Origin of the sequence: Metabacillus niabensis (assembly GCF_020524345.1) — a bacterium.
GTDB lineage: Bacteria > Bacillota > Bacilli > Bacillales > Bacillaceae > Metabacillus > Metabacillus niabensis_B.
Map to the genome: position 1 here is coordinate 155,869 of NZ_JAIVLH010000011.1, position 18,513 is coordinate 174,381.

Here is an 18,513-nt window from a genome sequence, read left to right on the forward strand (position 1 = left end):
TCTGGCCTCACCCGCTTTCAAGTTTATTTAATTTCTTTCCTTTGAAAAATAAAGACTCCTATAACCCAAAATAATAGAAACGTTAGAATGGGAATTACTACAAGAAATACCATGTCACCACGCTTCAAACTGTCCACGATACTGATGTCGTAGATCAACTTAAAAACAGAATGATTGAGTATTGGTTCAAAAACTGGTACTTTTGCTGCTAACATTTGCAGCGGCCAGTCAGCAAATATAAAAAACATCAGAAGAAATCCTATCGTTTTTCCACTATCGGTAAACAGAATCGAAAAAATTGCCATGATTGATGCAAAGGCAGCAGCGTATAAAATAATCAGTCCGATGGTTTGGAAGTAATAGGTTATTCCAGGCATACTGTCAAATCCAAAATAAACTGCACTTGCCCCAGTCATCACGATAGGTAAAAGCAGTGATATGATTACCGCTCCAATTGAAAACACAATAAGCTTCGCAGAGTAGACTTGGAGCCTGCTTTTACCCGAAGATACGATACTTTTCATCGTTCCCATGGAATATTCACTCGTTATAAAGAAACCGGCGAGAATACTAGGAATAAGCTTTACTATATTCGCATGAGGTCCAAGAATACTTTCCCGGTAATAATCCTTTACAGCCGGCAGGCCTGCAGCACCATTATCAAATTCTATAAGAGGAAACAACACTGCAGCAGCAAGTAACATCCATGTCAGGAAACGGAATGATCGATCTTTCTTTAATTTATACCACTCTGTTCTCATTAAGTTACCCATGCTGCACACCCCCGATACGATTGCTGAAATACGTTTCCAAATCTTCTCCCATAGGCATAAATTCTTCGATGATCAAGCCCTCATCTGTTAAGAATTTGGAGACTTTTCCCGGTGCAGCAACAGAAGCAAACAATTTAATGGTTCCATCCGGCATTACTTCAAATTCTTGGGTAGATAACCTGCTTTCTATTATGGTTGCAGCCTTGCTTGGATTATCTACTTTAATATGCAAGTACTGCTGACATTTTTCTTGCAGTTCTTTAGCAGATAATTGTTCTAACAGCTCTCCTTTATGGATGATTCCATAATGAGTGGCTAATAAATGCAGCTCACTTAAGATATGGCTTGAGATTAAAATCGTAATGCCGTATTCCCTGTTAAGCTTTTTAAGAAGTTCCCGAATTTCCACAACACCCATTGGATCCAACCCATTAATAGGTTCATCCAAAATTAAAAATTCAGGATCTCCTAATAACGCAATACCCAGACCGAGACGTTGCTTCATACCTAAAGAAAAATTCTTAGCTTTCTTTTTCCCTGTATTATGCAAGCCAACCAAACTAAGCGTTTTTTCAATACATTCTTTGCCTGGTATTCCTTTCAAAAAACGGTGTGCTTCCAGGTTTTCTTTGGCAGTCATCTGAGGATATATAGCCGGCCCTTCAATGATAGTTCCAATTCTCTTTCTTGCCTCAATAATATCCCTCTCACTATTCTCTCCAAACAATTCATATGTCCCCGAGGATGGATACGCAAGGCCGGTTATCACACGTATCAAAGTGGATTTCCCCGCACCGTTTTGTCCAATAAAACCATAAATAGACCCTTTTTCGATTTTTACACTCACCTTATCAAGCGCCATATTCTTTTGATATCTTTTCGACAATTGGCTGGTTGTCAATACATATTCATTCATTAAGAGTTTCCTCCTTAAGTCCTATATTCAACTTGTTGCTTGAACACTCTTATACTATAAGAAGGGAAACATAAGAAAGTCTTAAGTGAAACCTTAAGAAAACCTTAAGATTTGAGTTTGTAGCCCATTCCCCAGATTGTTTCAATATACTCTGCATCTTGATTTGCTTTCGCAAGCTTACTCCTAATATTACTTAAATGAACATTTATGGTATTTTCGTCCCCATAGAATTTTTCATTCCACACGCTCTCGAACAAATTTGCCTTGGAAAAAACCTTATTAGGAGACGACATCATCAGGAGTAATATCTCATATTCCCGTGCTGTTAATTTGAGTTCCTTTCCATTCACTGTCACAACCTTTGCATTTTTATCCAAAATCATATCTTTATGGGTAATCTGATTGGTTAACCGCATACTCGATTGATCACGAAATCTTCTAAGGCATGAATCGATCCTGGCAGAAACCTCTTCAATATCGAAGGGTTTTGTAATGTAATCATCAGCCCCAGCTCTTAATGCATTAATTTTTGATTGAGTTTCAAGCTTTGCCGATATTATAATGACAGGAATATCACTCTCTTTCGTTACCTTTTTTAAAATATCTTCACCAGACAAACCCGGGAGCATCAGATCAATCAGAACCATATCCCATATCCCTCTTTCCAGGTATATCATTGCCTCCGTCCCGGAATAAGCCGACTTAGCCAAGTAGCCGCTTTTACTGACAATATTGCATAATAAGCGATTAATGTCCTCATCATCTTCAATTATTAAAATATTTACTGAATCATTCATCTTAATCATCCTCACAATTATTAACATGCTCATCCATTGAAATGAAGGTAATGTCAAGTGAATACAAAGTTATAAGAAGGACAAAAGATCCTCTTCATGATACTCAAATGAATCCACTAAAACCCTGACAATCCTTGCTAGCTATAACGATCTTTTTTACTATTCAATCAAAAACAGACCACTTCAGTAAAAGTGGTCTGTGAAAATTACCGGTTATTACTCCATTCAATTCTAGCAACTACTTCAACATGTGTCGTATGCGGAAACATATCCACCGGCTGCACCTCAACCGTTTCATATCCTCCTAACTCAAGCACCTGCAAATCCCTTGCCAACGTTCCGGGATTACAAGATACATAAACAACACGCTTTGGCTTCATATCGATAATGGTCTTCAACAGCGCCTCATCACATCCCTTACGAGGAGGATCTACAACAATGACATCTGCCGTATTCCCCTGCTTGTACCATTCAGGAATAACAACCTCCGCTTCACCAACAGCAAACTCTGTATTTGTCATTCCATTCAGCTCAGCATTTCTCTTCGCATCTTCAATTGCCTCAGGTACGATTTCTACTCCAAAAACCCGTTTTGCTTTTTGAGCCAGAAACAATGAAATTGTCCCGATTCCACAATAGGCGTCGATGACAGATTCTTCACCAGTTAAACCGGCATATTCAAGAGCTTTGTCATATAAGACTTTTGTTTGTTCGGGATTTACTTGATAGAAAGATCGGGCTGAAATGGCAAATTTCACGTCACCGATTTTATCGTAAATATATTCCTCTCCCCAAAGCACCTTCGTCTCGTCACCAAAAATAACATTGGTTCGCTTGTTATTAATGTTTTGTACGATTGATTTTACTTGTGGAAATTGAGTGGTTATTTCCTTTATAATGTCATTCTTATGAGGAAAATCTGCTGTTTTTGTGACAAATACAACCATCATTTCCTTTGTAACAAGGCCGTAGCGTACCATAATATGACGCAGCCAGCCTTTGTGCTTTTCCTCATTATATGCCCGGATTCCATAGGTTTCACATATGCTCTTTACAGCTTGTACAATGTCATCATTTTCAGCTTGCTGAATGAGACATCTTTCCATATCGATAATGTCATGGCTTCTTTTCTGATAAAAGCCAGCTACAAGTCCACCTTCACGTTCACCAATTGGGACCTGTGCTTTGTTTCGATAGTTCCAGGGATCGTTCATTCCTAATGTAGGATGTACATGAACTTTTGTTAAATCCAGTTTCCCAATTCGTGTTAAGACCTGTTCCACTTGTTTTCTCTTGAAGTCAAGTTGTCCTTCATAACTAAGATGCTGGAGCTGACATCCTCCGCATTGTGAATAGATGGGACAGGGTGCGTTTGTACGATGTTTACTTTGTTCATAAGTTTCAATTAATCGACCAAAGGCAAAACCTTTTTTCACCTTGATGACTTTTATTTTTGCTCGTTCGTCTGGCAGAGCATTTTCAACAAAGATGGGAAAGCCGTCCACTTTAGCAACGCCTGCTCCTTCATGTGTTAAATCCTCAAATATCACATCGTAGTATTCATTTTTCGCAACAGGTACTTGAATTTTTGACATGTCGTTCTTCCTTTACGTACAATAATTTTCACTATTTTACCATAGTTCAGTGAAAGTAAAAAACCTGGCTGTTACCCTATGCCAAGTTTCTTATTCTTCCATTTGCTTTACTTTTTCCGCTGACATGATAACATCAATATGCTGGTACATATTAACGAATTCTCCAGGCAGCAATCCACCATATTCACCGTCTAAATTGAGCTGCATTTTATCTTTATTTTGTACCTTAACACGGTTCGCTTTTGTATAAATAAGATGCTCATCATTAATATGCTCGCCTCTAAGGGCTAAGCCGGCAATTCGGATAAACTCTGCAAGGTTTGTCTTTTTTAAAATTAACAGATCAAACATTCCATCATCTAACCTTGAATCTGGTGCAAGCTTTTCAAATCCTCCAACTGAGTTTGTAAGAGAAACTAAAAACAACATAATTTCTCCCTCGTACAGCTTTCCATCATACTCAATTTCCACCTCAGCAGGACGAATGGACGGAAGCATCTCCATTCCTTTTAAATAATAAGCCAGCTGTCCTACCATTGTTTTTAGCTTACTTGGCACTTCATAGGTAAGCTCTGTGAGACGACCGCCACCTGCAATGTTAATAAAGTAATGGTCATTCACTTTCCCAATATCGATTTTTTTCGCCTTTCCGGCTAGTATGACTTCAACTGCTTGAAGCACATTATTTAACGGAATACCGATAGCCCGCGCAAAATCATTTGTTGTCCCAACTGGAATAACGGCAAGTGTCGGACGGTTTTCTTGATCAGCCACGCCATTCACGACCTCATTGATCGTTCCATCTCCACCAGCTGCAACGATCAAGTCAAAGTCACGTTCACATGCAGCTTTTGCTGCCTTCGTGGCATCTCCTTCACATGTTGTAGCATGACAGGACGTTTCATAGCCTGCTTGTTCAAATTTTTGTAATACCTCTGGAAGATTCTTTTTAAAAAGCTCACGTCCCGAGGTTGGATTATAAATAATTCTAGCTCTTTTCATACACATCATCCTATATTCATGAAATGACATTTAAGTCTTTTTTAAAATCATTTATATACTATTATCATTGTCTCCCATTTTGATGGGTACAAAACATTTTAACCCAACTACCATTATCACCATGTTTTATAATAAAAGTAAAGTTTTTCATTCGATTTTCCATGCAGAAGCAGTATGAACCCGTTCGCATTTTTGTTACAATTATTAGCAAATCATATGGAAGGCAGGTATACATATGGATGAGCTGAATGACCAGTATATTAGGCGTATTCAACTTTTAAGAAATTCTGTTCCTTCTTTTCAACAATTTCCCTTTAATCTGCCAAGTATAGAATTTCTTGAGGAAATATCACTTCATCCAAATGTAACGTTTTTGGTTGGAGAAAATGGAATGGGTAAGTCAACATTATTAGAAGCTATTGCCCTTGGTATAGGCTTTAATCCTGAAGGCGGTTCACTCCATTTTACATTTTCCACCTATGATTCTCACTCAAACCTTGATCACTACCTAAGACTAATAAAAGGAACAATTAGACCTAGAGACGGTTTTTTCTTAAGAGCTGAAAGCTTTTATAATGTTGCTTCAAATATTGAAGAATTAGACAAGGAAGGTCGGGGTCCCCGGGTCATCGACGGATATGGCGGGGTATCCTTACATGAACAATCACATGGCGAGTCCTTCTTTGCCACTTTTAAGAACCGATTTCGTGGACAAGGTATCTATTTACTGGATGAGCCTGAAGCGGCTCTCTCACCTTTACGGCAACTATCAATGCTCTCCAGAATTGATGAACTTGTTCATGATGATTCTCAATTTATTATCGCCACTCATTCACCGATTATTATGGCTTATCCCCAAGCAAAAATTTATGAACTATCAGAAGAAGGGATTCGTGAAACAAAGCTTGAGGACACAAACCATTATCAATTAATGAAACAGTTTTTTGATGACAAAGATCGCATGCTTCATCATTTATTACAACAAGATACCATGTAAAAGAGAGATCCCTTGCAGAGCAGATCTCTCTTTTTGCTTTTATCTTTTTTGGATTTCTTCCATCAATAATTTATTTACCATCGGTGGATTTGCTTGTCCCTTTGTTGCCTTCATAATTTGACCAACTAAGAAGCCAATTGCTTTTTGTTTACCATTTTTGAAGTCATCAACCGATTGTGGATTTGCATCAATCGCATCATTAACAAATTTACGTAATGTTTCATCATCGGAAATTTGAACTAAGCCTTTTTCTTTTACAATCGTTTCAGGATCTCCACCGTTTTCGATAAGCTCTTTAAATACTTGCTTCGCAATTTTTGAAGAAATCGTTCCATTTTCAATCAGCTTAATCATCCCTGCTAAACCTTCTGCTGTAAGAGCGACATCATTTAACTCTTTCCCTTCAGCATTTAAGTAAGCAGAAACTTCACCCATGATCCAGTTGGATGCTTGTTTTGCTTCAGCACCAGCTGTAAGTGTAGCTTCAAAGAAATCAGACATTTCCTTCGTCATCGTTAACACCTGTGCATCATACGCAGGTAGGCCAAGCTCGTCAATATATCGTTTGCGGCGAGCATCCGGAAGCTCAGGAATGGACGCACGAATTCTGTTCTTCCATTCATCATCAATATAAAGCTCTACAAGGTCCGGCTCAGGGAAATAACGGTAATCATCAGAGCCTTCTTTTACACGCATAAGAATCGTTTTCTTCGTAGCTTCGTCATAGCGACGAGTTTCCTGGTCAATCACCCCACCTGAACGAAGAACTTTTTCCTGACGCTTTTCCTCATATTCTAGTCCTTTTTGAACAAATGCAAAGGAGTTTAAGTTTTTAAGCTCTGTTTTTGTTCCGAACTCTTCTTGTCCTACAGGACGTAAAGAGATGTTCGCATCACAACGTAGTGAGCCTTCTTCCATTTTGCAATCTGATACCTCAGTATATTGAATGATCGCTTTAAGCTTTTCTAAATAAGCATAAGCTTCTTCAGGTGTACGGATATCCGGTTCAGATACGATTTCAATAAGAGGTGTACCTTGACGGTTTAAATCAACTAAAGAGTAGCCGTCATTTGAGTGAATTAATTTACCTGCATCCTCTTCCATATGAATACGCGTGATACCGATACGTTTTGTTTCACCATTTACTTCAATATCAATCCATCCGTTTTCCCCAATCGGTTTATCAAATTGAGAAATCTGGTATGCTTTCGGATTATCCGGATAAAAATAATTTTTACGATCAAATTTCGTCTCAGTAGCAACTTCACAGTTCAAAGCCATACATGCCTTCATCGCAAAATCAACAACTTTTTTATTCAAGACAGGTAATACACCTGGATAGCCCAGCTCGACTACGGTTGTATTTGTGTTCGGCTCAGCACCAAAGTGGTTTGGTGCACTTGAAAAGATTTTTGATTCAGTTTTTAACTCAACATGGACCTCAAGTCCTATGACCGTTTCATATTCCATTGTTTCCTCACCCCTTACAATTCAGGTTTTGCTTTATGATGTTCTGTTGCCTGCTCAAACGCATGAGCAACGCGGTAAATCGTGCTTTCGTCAAAATGCTTACCAATAATTTGTAAACCAAGTGGTAATCCATTTGATAAACCACATGGAACAGAGATTCCTGGTACACCTGCTAAGTTAACTGGAATGGTCAAAATATCATTTGCATACATTGTTAATGGATCTTTTACATTTTCACCAATTTTAAAGGCTGGTGTTGGTGTAGTTGGTCCAATAATGACATCATATTTCTCAAATACATCTTCAAAGTCTTTTTTGATTAATGTACGTACTTTTTGTGCTTTTTTATAATAAGCATCATAGTAACCGGAGCTCAATGCAAATGTTCCAAGCATGATACGTCGCTTCACTTCATTACCAAAGCCTTCAGCACGACTTTGCTTGTATAAATCAATTAAGTTTTCGGCATTATCTGAGCGGTAGCCGTAACGCACACCATCAAAACGAGACAGGTTTGCAGAAGCTTCAGATGAAGATAGTAAATAGTAAGTTGCTAGAGCATATTTAGAGTGTGGTAATGAAACCTCTTCCCATGTTGCTCCTAGTCCTTCCAACACTTTTAATGCATCAAGAACAGACTGCTTTACTTCTTCATTTACACCTTCACCAAGATATTCTTTTGGTACAGCGATTTTTAATCCTTTCACATCACCTGTTAGTGAAGAAAGGAAGTCCGGTACTTCTACATTTGCAGAAGTTGAATCCATTTCATCTATACCAGAGATCGCTTGCAGGAGGAAGGCATTATCTTCAACTGTACGTGTAATTGGTCCAATTTGGTCTAAAGAAGATGCAAATGCAACCAAACCAAAACGGGAAACACGTCCATATGTAGGCTTTAATCCAACAACTCCACAGAAAGAAGCCGGTTGACGAATGGAGCCACCTGTATCTGATCCAAGTGAAAAAGGAACTTCACCAGCAGCTACAGCAGCAGCAGATCCGCCACTTGAACCACCTGGTACAGTTTCTAAATTCCAAGGATTTCGAGTCGGTTTATAACCGGAGTTTTCAGTTGACGAACCCATCGCAAATTCGTCCATGTTTAGCTTGCCGATTGTCACTGCTTCAGCAGTTTGAAGATGTTTCACAACCGTTGCATCATAAATAGGATCAAAGTTTTCCAGGATTTTACTAGCACAAGTTGTACGTAATCCTTTTGTTACGATATTATCTTTGACCCCGATCGGCATACCGAATAATAGCCCAAATTCATTACGGCTTTCTAACGCTTCATCTAATTCCTTAGCATATGTACGGGCATTCTCTTCATTTAATGCAAGAAACGCTCCAACTTTATCATCAACCGCTTGGATGCGTTGATAAGATTCATCCACTAAATCAGAAACAGTTATTTCCTTCTTATGTAAAAGTTCTTTTAATTCTGATATTTTATGATCAAATAATGCCATGATTATCCCTCCTTTATTCTAAAATTGATGGTACACGAATATACCCATCAGCATGATCTGGTGCATTTTTAACAACCTCTTCGTTATCTAAACCTTTTTTCGGAATATCTTCTCTCATCACATTTTTCATATCCAATACATGAGAAGTAGGCTTAACATTTTCGGTATCGACTTCATTTAATTGCTCTGCAAATGTAATAATTGCATCTAATTGTTTTGTAAAAAGCTCCGCATCTTCCTCAGAAATAGCCAAACGAGCTAAATTCGCAACATGCTTTACTTGATCAGTTGAAATTCTAGACATCTAACACTCACCTCCACAAAATCGTACAATCACAATACTCTGATGATACCAAATGAACATATATTTAATCAACAATTGTAAAGAAAAGCTACCATACTTAGAGATCAAATTTATGGATTATCTTCGATTCTGAGGGTTTCATCTACGATTATTAAGTTATATCTTCGATTCCTTCTATCTTATCTTCGATTTTTTAAATTTATCGACTATTCGACAAAAACCTACAATTTGGGAATAAAAAAACGCTAGCTTCATACTAGCGGGACACGTTAAGTACTACTCAATCTCAATCTTCTTTGGCTTCTTTTTATCCAACTGAATCTCCAGTAATCCGTGTTTATACATGGCCTTCATATTTTTCCTCAATACATAATGAGGCAATGAAACACTTTTCACTCCACCAATTCTACGGTTTTGGTGTTGTTGTTCTTTTACATGAATGATAACATCATCACCCTGAATCTCTACATTAATATCTTCCTTCGGCACACCAGGTAATTCAGCAAGAATTTTGAAGTGTTCAGATGTTTCCTTTACGTCAACTAAAAAACTTGCTGCAAACGTTGAGTTCTTACGAAACGCATCATCAATCGAATCTAAAAGTGTACGTTTTGGTCGACTTTGAAAAAACTCATTGATCAATTTCATCGGATCATTCCCCATGACACACCCCTCCTCATATCCTCGTTACTTTATTATATGATTTAAGGAAGAGATTGCCTCTAAATAAAAAGTAGAGGTCAAATCATGACCCCTACTCTCTAACGCTTATAATTTCGCTTGTTCAAACTCTTCCTCAATCTCTTTTGAAGGAGCTTCTGTCACTAAGCTTACCACCATAGCAACAATCCACGCGAAGACAAATCCTGGGACAATTTCATATAGGCTAAATGGAATTACTTCCGCAGCGGTTAATTTCTGCCATACAACAACTGTAACTGCTCCTACGACCATTCCCGACAAAGCTCCCCAACGATTCATACGTTTCCAGAAAAGGGAGAGAATGATTACAGGACCAAATGCAGCGCCAAATCCTGCCCAAGCGTAACTTACAAGATCTAATACAGAGCTATCCGGATTTGAAGCTAGTAAAATCGCAATTAATGCAATAGCTGCAACGGAAATACGACCTACCCATACTAGTTCTTTCTCAGAAGCATCTTTTCTTAAAATGGCTTTATAGAAATCTTCTGCTACAGCACTTGAAGAAACTAAAAGCTGTGAATCAATAGTACTCATAATTGCAGCTAAAATAGCAGCTAATAGAATACCAGACACCCAAGGATCAAATAATACTTGTGTAAACATGATAAATACTTGTTCTCCATCTGGAAGCGGGCTATCTGCAAAATAGGAGATACCAGCGAATCCAGTAAATATTGCTCCAAACAGTGCAAAGATCATCCAAATTGTCCCAATCATACGTGCTTTTGGAACATCTTTCTTTGAACGTAGTGCCATAAAACGTGTTAAGATATGAGGCTGACCAAAGTAACCTAATCCCCACGCTAATAAAGAAATAATAGCTAATGCTGACATACCTGAAAATGCATCAAGGTAAATCGGATCGATATCTCCAACTTGATTAACGGTTTCTCCCCATCCACCAAGCTTGTTAATAGCAACAATTGGCACAATAATTAATGCTAAAAACATTAGAATTCCTTGAACAAAATCAGTCCAACTTACTGCTAAGAACCCTCCAAGGAATGTGTAAGAAATGATAACAATTGCCCCAATCCAAAGAGCTTGAGTATATGATAAACCAAATGATGCTTCAAATAACTTTGCTCCACCTACCATGCCTGATGAAGTATAGAACGTAAAAAATAGTAAAATAACTAATGCTGAAATAACACGTAAAAGTCTGGAACCATCTTTAAAACGATTTTCAAAGAAATCCGGTATTGTAATAGAATCATTTGCCACTTCGGTATAGACACGTAAACGTTTTGCGACAAATTGCCAATTTAAATACGCTCCTATCGCTAATCCTACTGCCAACCATATTTGGTTCATACCACCTGAAGCATAAACGGCACCAGGCAATCCTAATAATAGCCAACTACTCATATCTGATGCACCGGCACTCAAAGCTGCCACACCAGGACCTAATCTTCTTCCACCTAAAACATAATCTGATAGATTACTTGTCATTTTGTATGCCGCTACACCAATACCTAACATACCCACTAAATAAATAATAAACGTTACCAAAACACCTGTTTCCATAATTAGTCACTCCTCTCTGTAAATACTGTAATAATTGATATTGCCACTAATGCTAACATTGGTACGAATAACCAGAACCATGTAGCCCCTGTTAATGCGTGTTCCATCGTTTCTTCACCTCCTAAATCGCTATTACCAAATCCTTATGCAGTCATATGCAATTTCATGATGAAAGATATTTATAGGTCAATAGACTAACAATAGGCGCGAGACGTTTAACATCTTAACACAATTTGACAGATCAAACAAATTCCCATCTTGGATATTAAACAGAAATTGTATATTTATTCATAAAAACGCATCTATCAGTCAAAATACCTTGTTATAGATTATATCTATTCATTAAAATTCATAAAATTAAGTTCGCAAAAATTTCGTTTTTCCACATATTTTTTGATGATATTTGTCTTACAGCACTCAGAATTTCATGATATAATAATTTATTTTTCCCTCTATTTACTTATCTAAAACACTACTTATATTTTCAAGTTTCTGGAGATATCTATTAATTTATGGTAAAATTGGACGAGAATCATTTCGTCAGGAGTGGTAAAATTGAAGAAATTCTTAATTGGCTTTGGTGGATTTTTAATCCTCCTGGGTGCAGGTGGATTAATCAATCATATATCTATGACCTTTAAAGCTGCTGAGGCAGAAAGAGAAATGTATGGCGGGTCAATCGACTTTATGTTACTTCAAATGGTTGGTTCTTTCGGACCTTATTTATTTGCGTTGATAGGTGGAGGAATCATTATTGCCATTGCAGCCTTTTTAACTGCATACGAAAAAAGAAATGACCTCACATCACAGTTAATTCATACTTTATCAAACAAAGATTCAGATGAAAAAATAAATGTTATTTCTCCCCAACCACAACAAACAGAAAATACACCACAGCAGAATTCAAAAGAGGATGAAATTCCACTTTATGAACAGCCACAAAATGAGCGGCTTTATTGGAATGGATAACATGCTCAGACAAAAGAAGCCCATACTTATATGTATACTCTCAACCATGTTACTAATAGCAGGATCATTGGTTATCTCTCAATTTTACTTTAGTTATAAAGAGGTACAATCACTCTCTGGTAGTTGTAAGACCCAAGGAGGCTTTCCTATTATTGAAAGTCTGGTACAAAGATAGAATATTTTTATTGTCATGTTGAATAGAATAAAACCGCTTGGAGATGATCTCCAAGCGGTTTTATTATTTATAAATATGAACGGTTGGTTCCTCTTGATTTGGCTCTTTCAAAATGAGTGCTTCCTGACCAGATGTTGACATAATATTGACTTCTACATTCATGTAATCCGGAAAGTATTCCATGATTTTCCCTGTAACAAATTGAGTAAATGCCACTACTTCTGCTTTTCCATAAAACTGCATTGGAATTTCAATATCAAGGTAGTTAAGTTCCTCATTCTTGTAAAATGCTTTTCCGATTACACCTGTGTAATTTGGGAAAAACTCTTCGATATCCTGCTTAAATCGATTAAACATTTGTGCGTCATCTCTGTAGTCTTCTGTTGCTTCCGGTGATGGAAAGAAGTAGTAATCTTCATTTATATCTTCCCATTTCCCTAAATTGTTTGTTCCCTGTTTTACGGTTGTTTTCGCAATAAAATTACCAGGCACAATTGAGGACTTCTCTTCTTGTTCGTATAAAGCAATAACAATAGGCACATTTTCTAATCCGTTTGTATTTCTAACACGATTAATGACTTCCTGTGCAATCTCTTTCCCTTTTGCTAAGACCTCACTTCTACTAATGTTATGGTACCTAGCATAACCATCCTCTTGATTAAAGTAGTGCATAGAATTCATCGCTAACCCGATAACAACTCCACCAAGCTCTACGGTATCACCTTCACGGATTAAGTAGTTATGTTCAAGCATATGTGCTAAGTAAATAGGATTAGCTGCATTCTGTTGTTCTAGTCCACCTTCACCAGTCAGAGCAGGATTTAATCCTAAATCCACAAATTCCTCTCCATCTTCTTTCGCTTCTGCTTGTGCCTGTTTCAAGGCATCTCCTGTTAGCTTTCGTTTTAACCAGCTAGTAATAACATCACTTGTTAAATATTGTCCTTCCTGGTATAGATATTTATCTGTGGAAAATGTCTCCTGCGCAACTCTCATTAATCCTGTTTCAAACTCATCAATATCTAGTCGGGTATTTAATTGCTCTGAAACTAAGCCTCTTGCTTCCCCTTGCTTAAACGGCAAAATCATTTTGTAATATGAATCTGAAATATTATACTTTGGAATGATCGCTGTTTCTGTAGATTCATCCTCGGTTTCCTGAACGATTTCCTCTTGCTCTCCGAAATTAGGTGCACAGGCCGTTAAAAATAGTAAGCCTGTTAACACCATAACTAGTTTCTTTTTCAATGTAAGTCCACACCTCTTATTTTTTCCTATTTCACTGGGACGGATTGACGATTATTTATTTAACTCTTCTATTAATTGAGTTTCATTCCATACTTCGATATTTAGCTCTTCCGCTTTTTTCAGTTTACTTCCTGCGGCCTCGCCGGCTATGACAAGATCTGTGCTTTTGCTAACACTTCCAGTCACTTTACCACCTAGAGCTTCAATACCTTCTTTCGCTTCATTTCGTGACAATTGTTCAAGCTTCCCTGTTAACACAATCGTTTTTCCTGCAAAATAAGAATCACTGTCTTCCGCTTTTACCAGTTTAGGACCTTTGTACATTGTGTTAACACCTAATGCTTGTAATTCACTCACAAGATGCTGTACATCCGGGTTTTGAAAATAGGTTGTAATGGCATCTGCCATTTTCCCACCGATTTCATTGATTGCTACTAGCTCTTCCTCTGTACTCTTTTGAAGGTTTTCAATTGTTTCAAATTGTTGAGCCAATGTTTTAGCTGCTTTTGATCCAACGTGACGAATTCCCAAACCAAAAAGAAGTCTTTCAAGTGAATTCTCCTTTGATTGCTCAATTGCTTGTAACAGGTTGTCTGTTGACTTTTCACCCATTCTCTCAAGCCCGAGGAGCTGTTCTCTTGTTAAACGATAGAGATCTGCCACATCTTTAATTAATCCTGCATGGAATAGTTGAGCGACAACTCTTTCTCCAAGACCGTCTATATTCATCGCATTTCGTGATACAAAATGAATGAGACCTTCTTGAATTTGAGCAGGGCATTGTGGGTTAATACATCGTAATGCTACTTCTCCTTCAATTCTTACTAAATCACTTTCACATGCCGGGCAATGTGTTGGCATTGAAAATTCCTGTTCTTCACCTGTACGATGTTCCACTAAGACATTGACGACCTCGGGAATGATATCTCCCGCTTTTTTAACCACAACTGTGTCTCCGAGCTTAATGTCTTTTTCTCGAATTAAATCTTCATTATGTAGTGATGCACGTTGTACGGTTGTACCAGCAACCCTCACCGGTTCTAAAATAGCTGTTGGTGTAATAACCCCTGTTCTTCCTACACTTAGTTCAATATTGATTAGTTTTGTCATAACTTCTTCAGCTGGAAATTTATAAGCAACAGCCCAGCGAGGACTTTTTGCCGTAAACCCAAGTTCTTCCTGCTGATCTAAGGAATCTACTTTAATAACAATCCCATCAATATCATAAGGTAGTGTTGCACGTTTTTGTTGAAGGTTTTCAATCAGAGTAATCACTTCATCAATATTTTCACATTTTCTACGTTCTTTATTTGTTTTGAAGCTTTCTTTCTCAAGAAAATCTAGTGCTTCACTATGTCTTTGAATACCTGTTGCCCCTAAATCAGCGATACTATAAACAAAAATATCGAGATTTCTCTTGGCTGCTATCTTAGGGTCCAGTTGTCTAATTGAACCTGCAGCAGCATTTCTGGGATTGGCAAATGGCTCTTCCTCTGCAGCTAGTCGAAGTTCATTTAATTTTTCAAAAGATTTCTTCGGCATAAATACTTCGCCGCGTACCTCAAAGGACACATTCGATTTTAGCTTTAGCGGTATAGAGCGAACAGTTTTCAAATTTTCCGTGATATCCTCTCCAGTAGTTCCATCTCCACGTGTAGCACCTTGGACAAAATAACCATTTTCATATCGAAGAGAAACAGCCAATCCATCTATTTTTAATTCAACAACATATTGTACGTCGTCCCCAACTGCTTGTCTGACTCTTCGATCAAAGTCCCGCAGGTCCTGTTCATTAAATGCATTTCCTAGGCTTAGCATTGGCGTTCGATGAACAACCTTTTGAAAGGCTTCTAACACAACCCCTCCAACCCTTTGGGTTGGAGAGTCTTGTGTTTTAAATTCAGGAAATTCTTCTTCGACCTTTATAAGTTCCTGCATGAGGCGGTCATATTCTGCATCAGGAACACTTGGCTGATCTAAAACATGATATTCATAGTTGTAAGTGTTTAATAGCTTATGAAGCTCTTGAACGCGTTTTGTTGCTGATTGTTTATCCATTCAGATGTCCAATCCTTTCTTCCGGAACTTTGGTTTACACACGATTAATAGGAGCAAATTTAGCAAGGAGACGTTTAATCCCTACTGGACTAGGAAACGCAATATCTAATTCCTTTCCTTCTCCTGCTCCTTTTACACTTACAACCGTACCAATACCCCATTTTTTATGTTCAGCTTTATCTCCAACCGCCCATGGAAGTTCATCTCCCCCAGTAGAAGATGGTGTAACAACAGGCCTTGACACTGGCGGACGTTTTTCCTGTCTGCGTGCAGTATTGAATGAAGTTGAAGCTTTTTTCACCTGTTCATTCAAGTTCTCAATTAACTCACTTGGAATTTCAGAAATAAATCGTGATTCCGGATTCATGCTCGTCCTACCGAATAATGTACGCATTTGGGCATTTGTTATAAACAGCTCCTGCTCAGCCCTTGTAATCCCTACATATGCCAGACGGCGTTCTTCCTCCATCTCATCTTCTTCCATTAAAGAACGGCTATGTGGGAAAACTCCTTCCTCAAGTCCAATTAAAAAGACAACCGGGAACTCCAGGCCTTTTGCAGAATGAAGTGTCATTAAAACGAGTGCATCACTTTGTTCCTGTTCCTCTTCATCAAGTTTGTCAATATCTGATACAAGAGCTAAGTCCGTTAAAAAGGCAACAAGGCTTTTGTCTTCATTTTGCTTCTCAAAAGTTTGAGTAACAGATAAAAACTCATCAATATTCTCCAGGCGGCTTTGGGCTTCAAGTGTTTTTTCCTGCTTTAGCATGTCTCGATAACCCGACTTTTCAATAATTTCTTCAGCAAGCTCTGTAACAGAAAGATAATCCTGCATATTTCCAAGATTTCGAATTAATTCCCGAAACTCTACCATGGCATTAACAACTCTGGCACTTACTCCAATATGTTCAATTTCATCAAGTGCGCGGAATATAGAGATATCTTGATCGATTGCATAATTTGCAATCCTATCGAAAGATGTGGACCCAACACCACGTTTTGGTACATTGATAACACGGGCCAAGCTAATGTCGTCATCCGGATTAGCAATTAAACGAAGATATGCTAGTAAATCCTTAATTTCTTTTCGGTCGTAGAACTTAATACCACCAACGATTGTATAATTTAAATTTGACTTTAATAATACTTCCTCAATAATACGGGATTGTGCATTTGTACGATACAGAATCGCGATATCAGAGAGCTTCCGTTGTCCTGAATCCACCAACTGCTTAATTTTCCCTGCCACAAATTGCCCTTCTGATGCCTCACTATCAGCACGATAGTACGTAATTTTGGGCCCTTGCGGATTTTCCGTCCAAAGCTTTTTAGGTTTACGATTCGAGTTTTTCTTAATCACTTCATTGGCAGCTTCTAAAATAAGCTTGGTTGAACGATAGTTTTGTTCTAATAAAATAACATTTGCTTGAGGATAATCCTTCTCAAACGATAAAATATTAGCAATATCTGCTCCACGCCAACGGTAGATTGATTGATCAGAGTCCCCAACAACACATAAATTTTGAAATCTTGCAGCTAAAAGCTTAACAAGCATATATTGTGCTCTGTTCGTATCTTGATACTCATCAACATGAATATACTGGAACTTTCTCTGATATGTCTCTAGCACTTCCGGAACACGTTGAAATAATTGAATGGTCGTCATAATAAGGTCGTCAAAGTCAAGTGACTGATTTTTACGGAGTTTCTTTTGATAATCTTTGTATATATCACTAACGATTTGCTCATAATGACTTCCTGCTTGATTATCAAATTCTTCTGGTGTGATTAGTTCATTCTTGGCACTGCTAATCGATCCTAGTATACTTCTTGGATCATACTTTTTAGGATCCAAGTTTCTCTCTTTAAGGACTGATTTTATTACTGACAATTGATCTGTCGTATCAAGAATGGAAAAGTTACGGTTGATTCCCATTCTGTCACTATCTCTTCGTAAAATTCTTACACACATCGAGTGAAAGGTAGAAATCCAAATATCATCCCCGCCAGAACCTAAAATCCCTTGGATCCTCTCTCTCATTTCACGAGCAGCTTTATTTGTAAACGTAATCGCCAATATATTCCAAGGGGCAATTTGTTTTTCTGTCATTAAATATGCAATACGGTGTGTTAACACTCTTGTTTTTCCACTACCGGCCCCGGCCATAATTAGTAAAGGGCCGTCTGTTGTTTTTACCGCTTTTTGTTGCATATCATTCAAACCTGCTAATAACTGATTTGATAAAAATTGCAACATCCTCACCATCCTTTATAAAAACATATGTTCTATTTTAACGTCATCACAAAAAACCTTCAACTAAGAAAAGCGCAAGCGACTTGATCAGCCTAGGGCAAATAAGACGCGAATGACAGAAGACGTTCTTTGTCTTCAATTCATTTGTGACTAGACCCTAGAGACAGTCCAAAATTGCGAGTCAATCTCCACTTCTGCACTTGAACACCCTGTGCGCTCTATATGGCTAGGCGCTGGAGCTAGACACTCAA

The 18,513-nt window shown here is 37.9% G+C and carries 15 protein-coding genes; 2 read left to right on the forward strand and 13 right to left on the reverse strand.

Annotated elements, in window-relative coordinates:
• Window positions 1-23: 23 nt before the first annotated feature.
• The 5 genes from LC095_RS13740 to LC095_RS13760 all read right to left on the reverse strand — a co-directional run bounded on the left by LC095_RS13740 (window position 24) and on the right by LC095_RS13760 (window position 5,083).
• Window positions 24-773, reverse strand: coding sequence for an ABC transporter permease (locus tag LC095_RS13740; RefSeq protein ID WP_226528682.1), 750 nt, complete (start codon window positions 771-773; stop codon window positions 24-26).
• Window positions 766-1,689, reverse strand: coding sequence for an ABC transporter ATP-binding protein (locus LC095_RS13745; RefSeq protein WP_226528683.1), 924 nt, complete (start codon window positions 1,687-1,689; stop codon window positions 766-768). Before LC095_RS13745 ends, LC095_RS13740 begins: the two co-directional genes overlap by 8 nt.
• Before the next feature lie 104 nt (window positions 1,690-1,793).
• Window positions 1,794-2,486 (reverse strand): response regulator transcription factor, encoded by a 693-nt coding sequence (locus LC095_RS13750; protein WP_226528684.1) that lies wholly within the window; start codon window positions 2,484-2,486, stop codon window positions 1,794-1,796.
• 206 nt (window positions 2,487-2,692) lie between these two features.
• Window positions 2,693-4,081 carry a 23S rRNA (uracil(1939)-C(5))-methyltransferase RlmD gene (rlmD, locus tag LC095_RS13755; RefSeq protein ID WP_226528685.1) on the reverse strand — a complete coding sequence of 463 codons (1,389 nt, stop codon included), beginning with the start codon at window positions 4,079-4,081 and terminating at the stop codon, window positions 2,693-2,695.
• A 90-nt stretch (window positions 4,082-4,171) separates the two neighbouring features.
• Complete coding sequence (locus LC095_RS13760; protein ID WP_026562351.1) at window positions 4,172-5,083, reverse strand: diacylglycerol kinase; 912 nt, start codon at window positions 5,081-5,083, stop codon at window positions 4,172-4,174.
• 235 nt (window positions 5,084-5,318) lie between these two features.
• Here LC095_RS13760 and LC095_RS13765 point away from each other — a divergent pair, with 235 nt between their 5' ends.
• Window positions 5,319-6,080, forward strand: a complete 762-nt coding sequence (locus tag LC095_RS13765) for an AAA family ATPase (RefSeq protein WP_226528686.1) — start codon at window positions 5,319-5,321, stop codon at window positions 6,078-6,080.
• A gap of 39 nt (window positions 6,081-6,119) precedes the next feature.
• On the opposite strand, the gene gatB is transcribed toward LC095_RS13765, so the two are convergent.
• The 5 genes from gatB to putP all read right to left on the reverse strand — a co-directional run bounded on the left by gatB (window position 6,120) and on the right by putP (window position 11,558).
• The gene (gene gatB, locus LC095_RS13770; RefSeq protein WP_026562353.1) at window positions 6,120-7,550 is read right to left on the reverse strand and encodes an Asp-tRNA(Asn)/Glu-tRNA(Gln) amidotransferase subunit GatB; all 1,431 of its coding nucleotides are present in this window, start codon (window positions 7,548-7,550) and stop codon (window positions 6,120-6,122) included.
• A gap of 14 nt (window positions 7,551-7,564) precedes the next feature.
• Window positions 7,565-9,022 carry an Asp-tRNA(Asn)/Glu-tRNA(Gln) amidotransferase subunit GatA gene (gene gatA / locus LC095_RS13775; RefSeq protein ID WP_226528687.1) on the reverse strand — a complete coding sequence of 486 codons (1,458 nt, stop codon included), beginning with the start codon at window positions 9,020-9,022 and terminating at the stop codon, window positions 7,565-7,567.
• Between the two features lie 13 nt (window positions 9,023-9,035).
• The gene (gene gatC, locus LC095_RS13780; protein ID WP_216775668.1) at window positions 9,036-9,326 is read right to left on the reverse strand and encodes an Asp-tRNA(Asn)/Glu-tRNA(Gln) amidotransferase subunit GatC; all 291 of its coding nucleotides are present in this window, start codon (window positions 9,324-9,326) and stop codon (window positions 9,036-9,038) included.
• Between the two features lie 276 nt (window positions 9,327-9,602).
• Window positions 9,603-9,989 (reverse strand): Hsp20/alpha crystallin family protein, encoded by a 387-nt coding sequence (locus LC095_RS13785; protein WP_226528688.1) that lies wholly within the window; start codon window positions 9,987-9,989, stop codon window positions 9,603-9,605.
• A gap of 105 nt (window positions 9,990-10,094) precedes the next feature.
• Window positions 10,095-11,558, reverse strand: a complete 1,464-nt coding sequence (gene putP / locus LC095_RS13790; protein ID WP_226528689.1) for a sodium/proline symporter PutP — start codon at window positions 11,556-11,558, stop codon at window positions 10,095-10,097.
• A 555-nt stretch (window positions 11,559-12,113) separates the two neighbouring features.
• Between putP and LC095_RS13795 the strand changes: the two genes are divergently transcribed.
• Window positions 12,114-12,527 (forward strand): hypothetical protein, encoded by a 414-nt coding sequence (locus tag LC095_RS13795; protein ID WP_226528690.1) that lies wholly within the window; start codon window positions 12,114-12,116, stop codon window positions 12,525-12,527.
• Between the two features lie 238 nt (window positions 12,528-12,765).
• Here LC095_RS13795 and LC095_RS13800 read toward each other — a convergent pair whose 3' ends face one another.
• Genes LC095_RS13800 through pcrA form a run of 3 tightly spaced genes read right to left on the reverse strand, consistent with a single transcriptional unit; the run spans window position 12,766 to window position 18,262 of the window.
• Window positions 12,766-13,950 (reverse strand): CamS family sex pheromone protein, encoded by a 1,185-nt coding sequence (locus LC095_RS13800; protein WP_226528691.1) that lies wholly within the window; start codon window positions 13,948-13,950, stop codon window positions 12,766-12,768.
• 51 nt (window positions 13,951-14,001) lie between these two features.
• Complete coding sequence (ligA, locus tag LC095_RS13805; RefSeq protein WP_226528692.1) at window positions 14,002-16,008, reverse strand: NAD-dependent DNA ligase LigA; 2,007 nt, start codon at window positions 16,006-16,008, stop codon at window positions 14,002-14,004.
• A 34-nt stretch (window positions 16,009-16,042) separates the two neighbouring features.
• Window positions 16,043-18,262 (reverse strand): DNA helicase PcrA, encoded by a 2,220-nt coding sequence (gene pcrA, locus LC095_RS13810; RefSeq protein WP_226528716.1) that lies wholly within the window; start codon window positions 18,260-18,262, stop codon window positions 16,043-16,045.
• Between the last annotated feature and the right edge of the window lie 251 nt (window positions 18,263-18,513).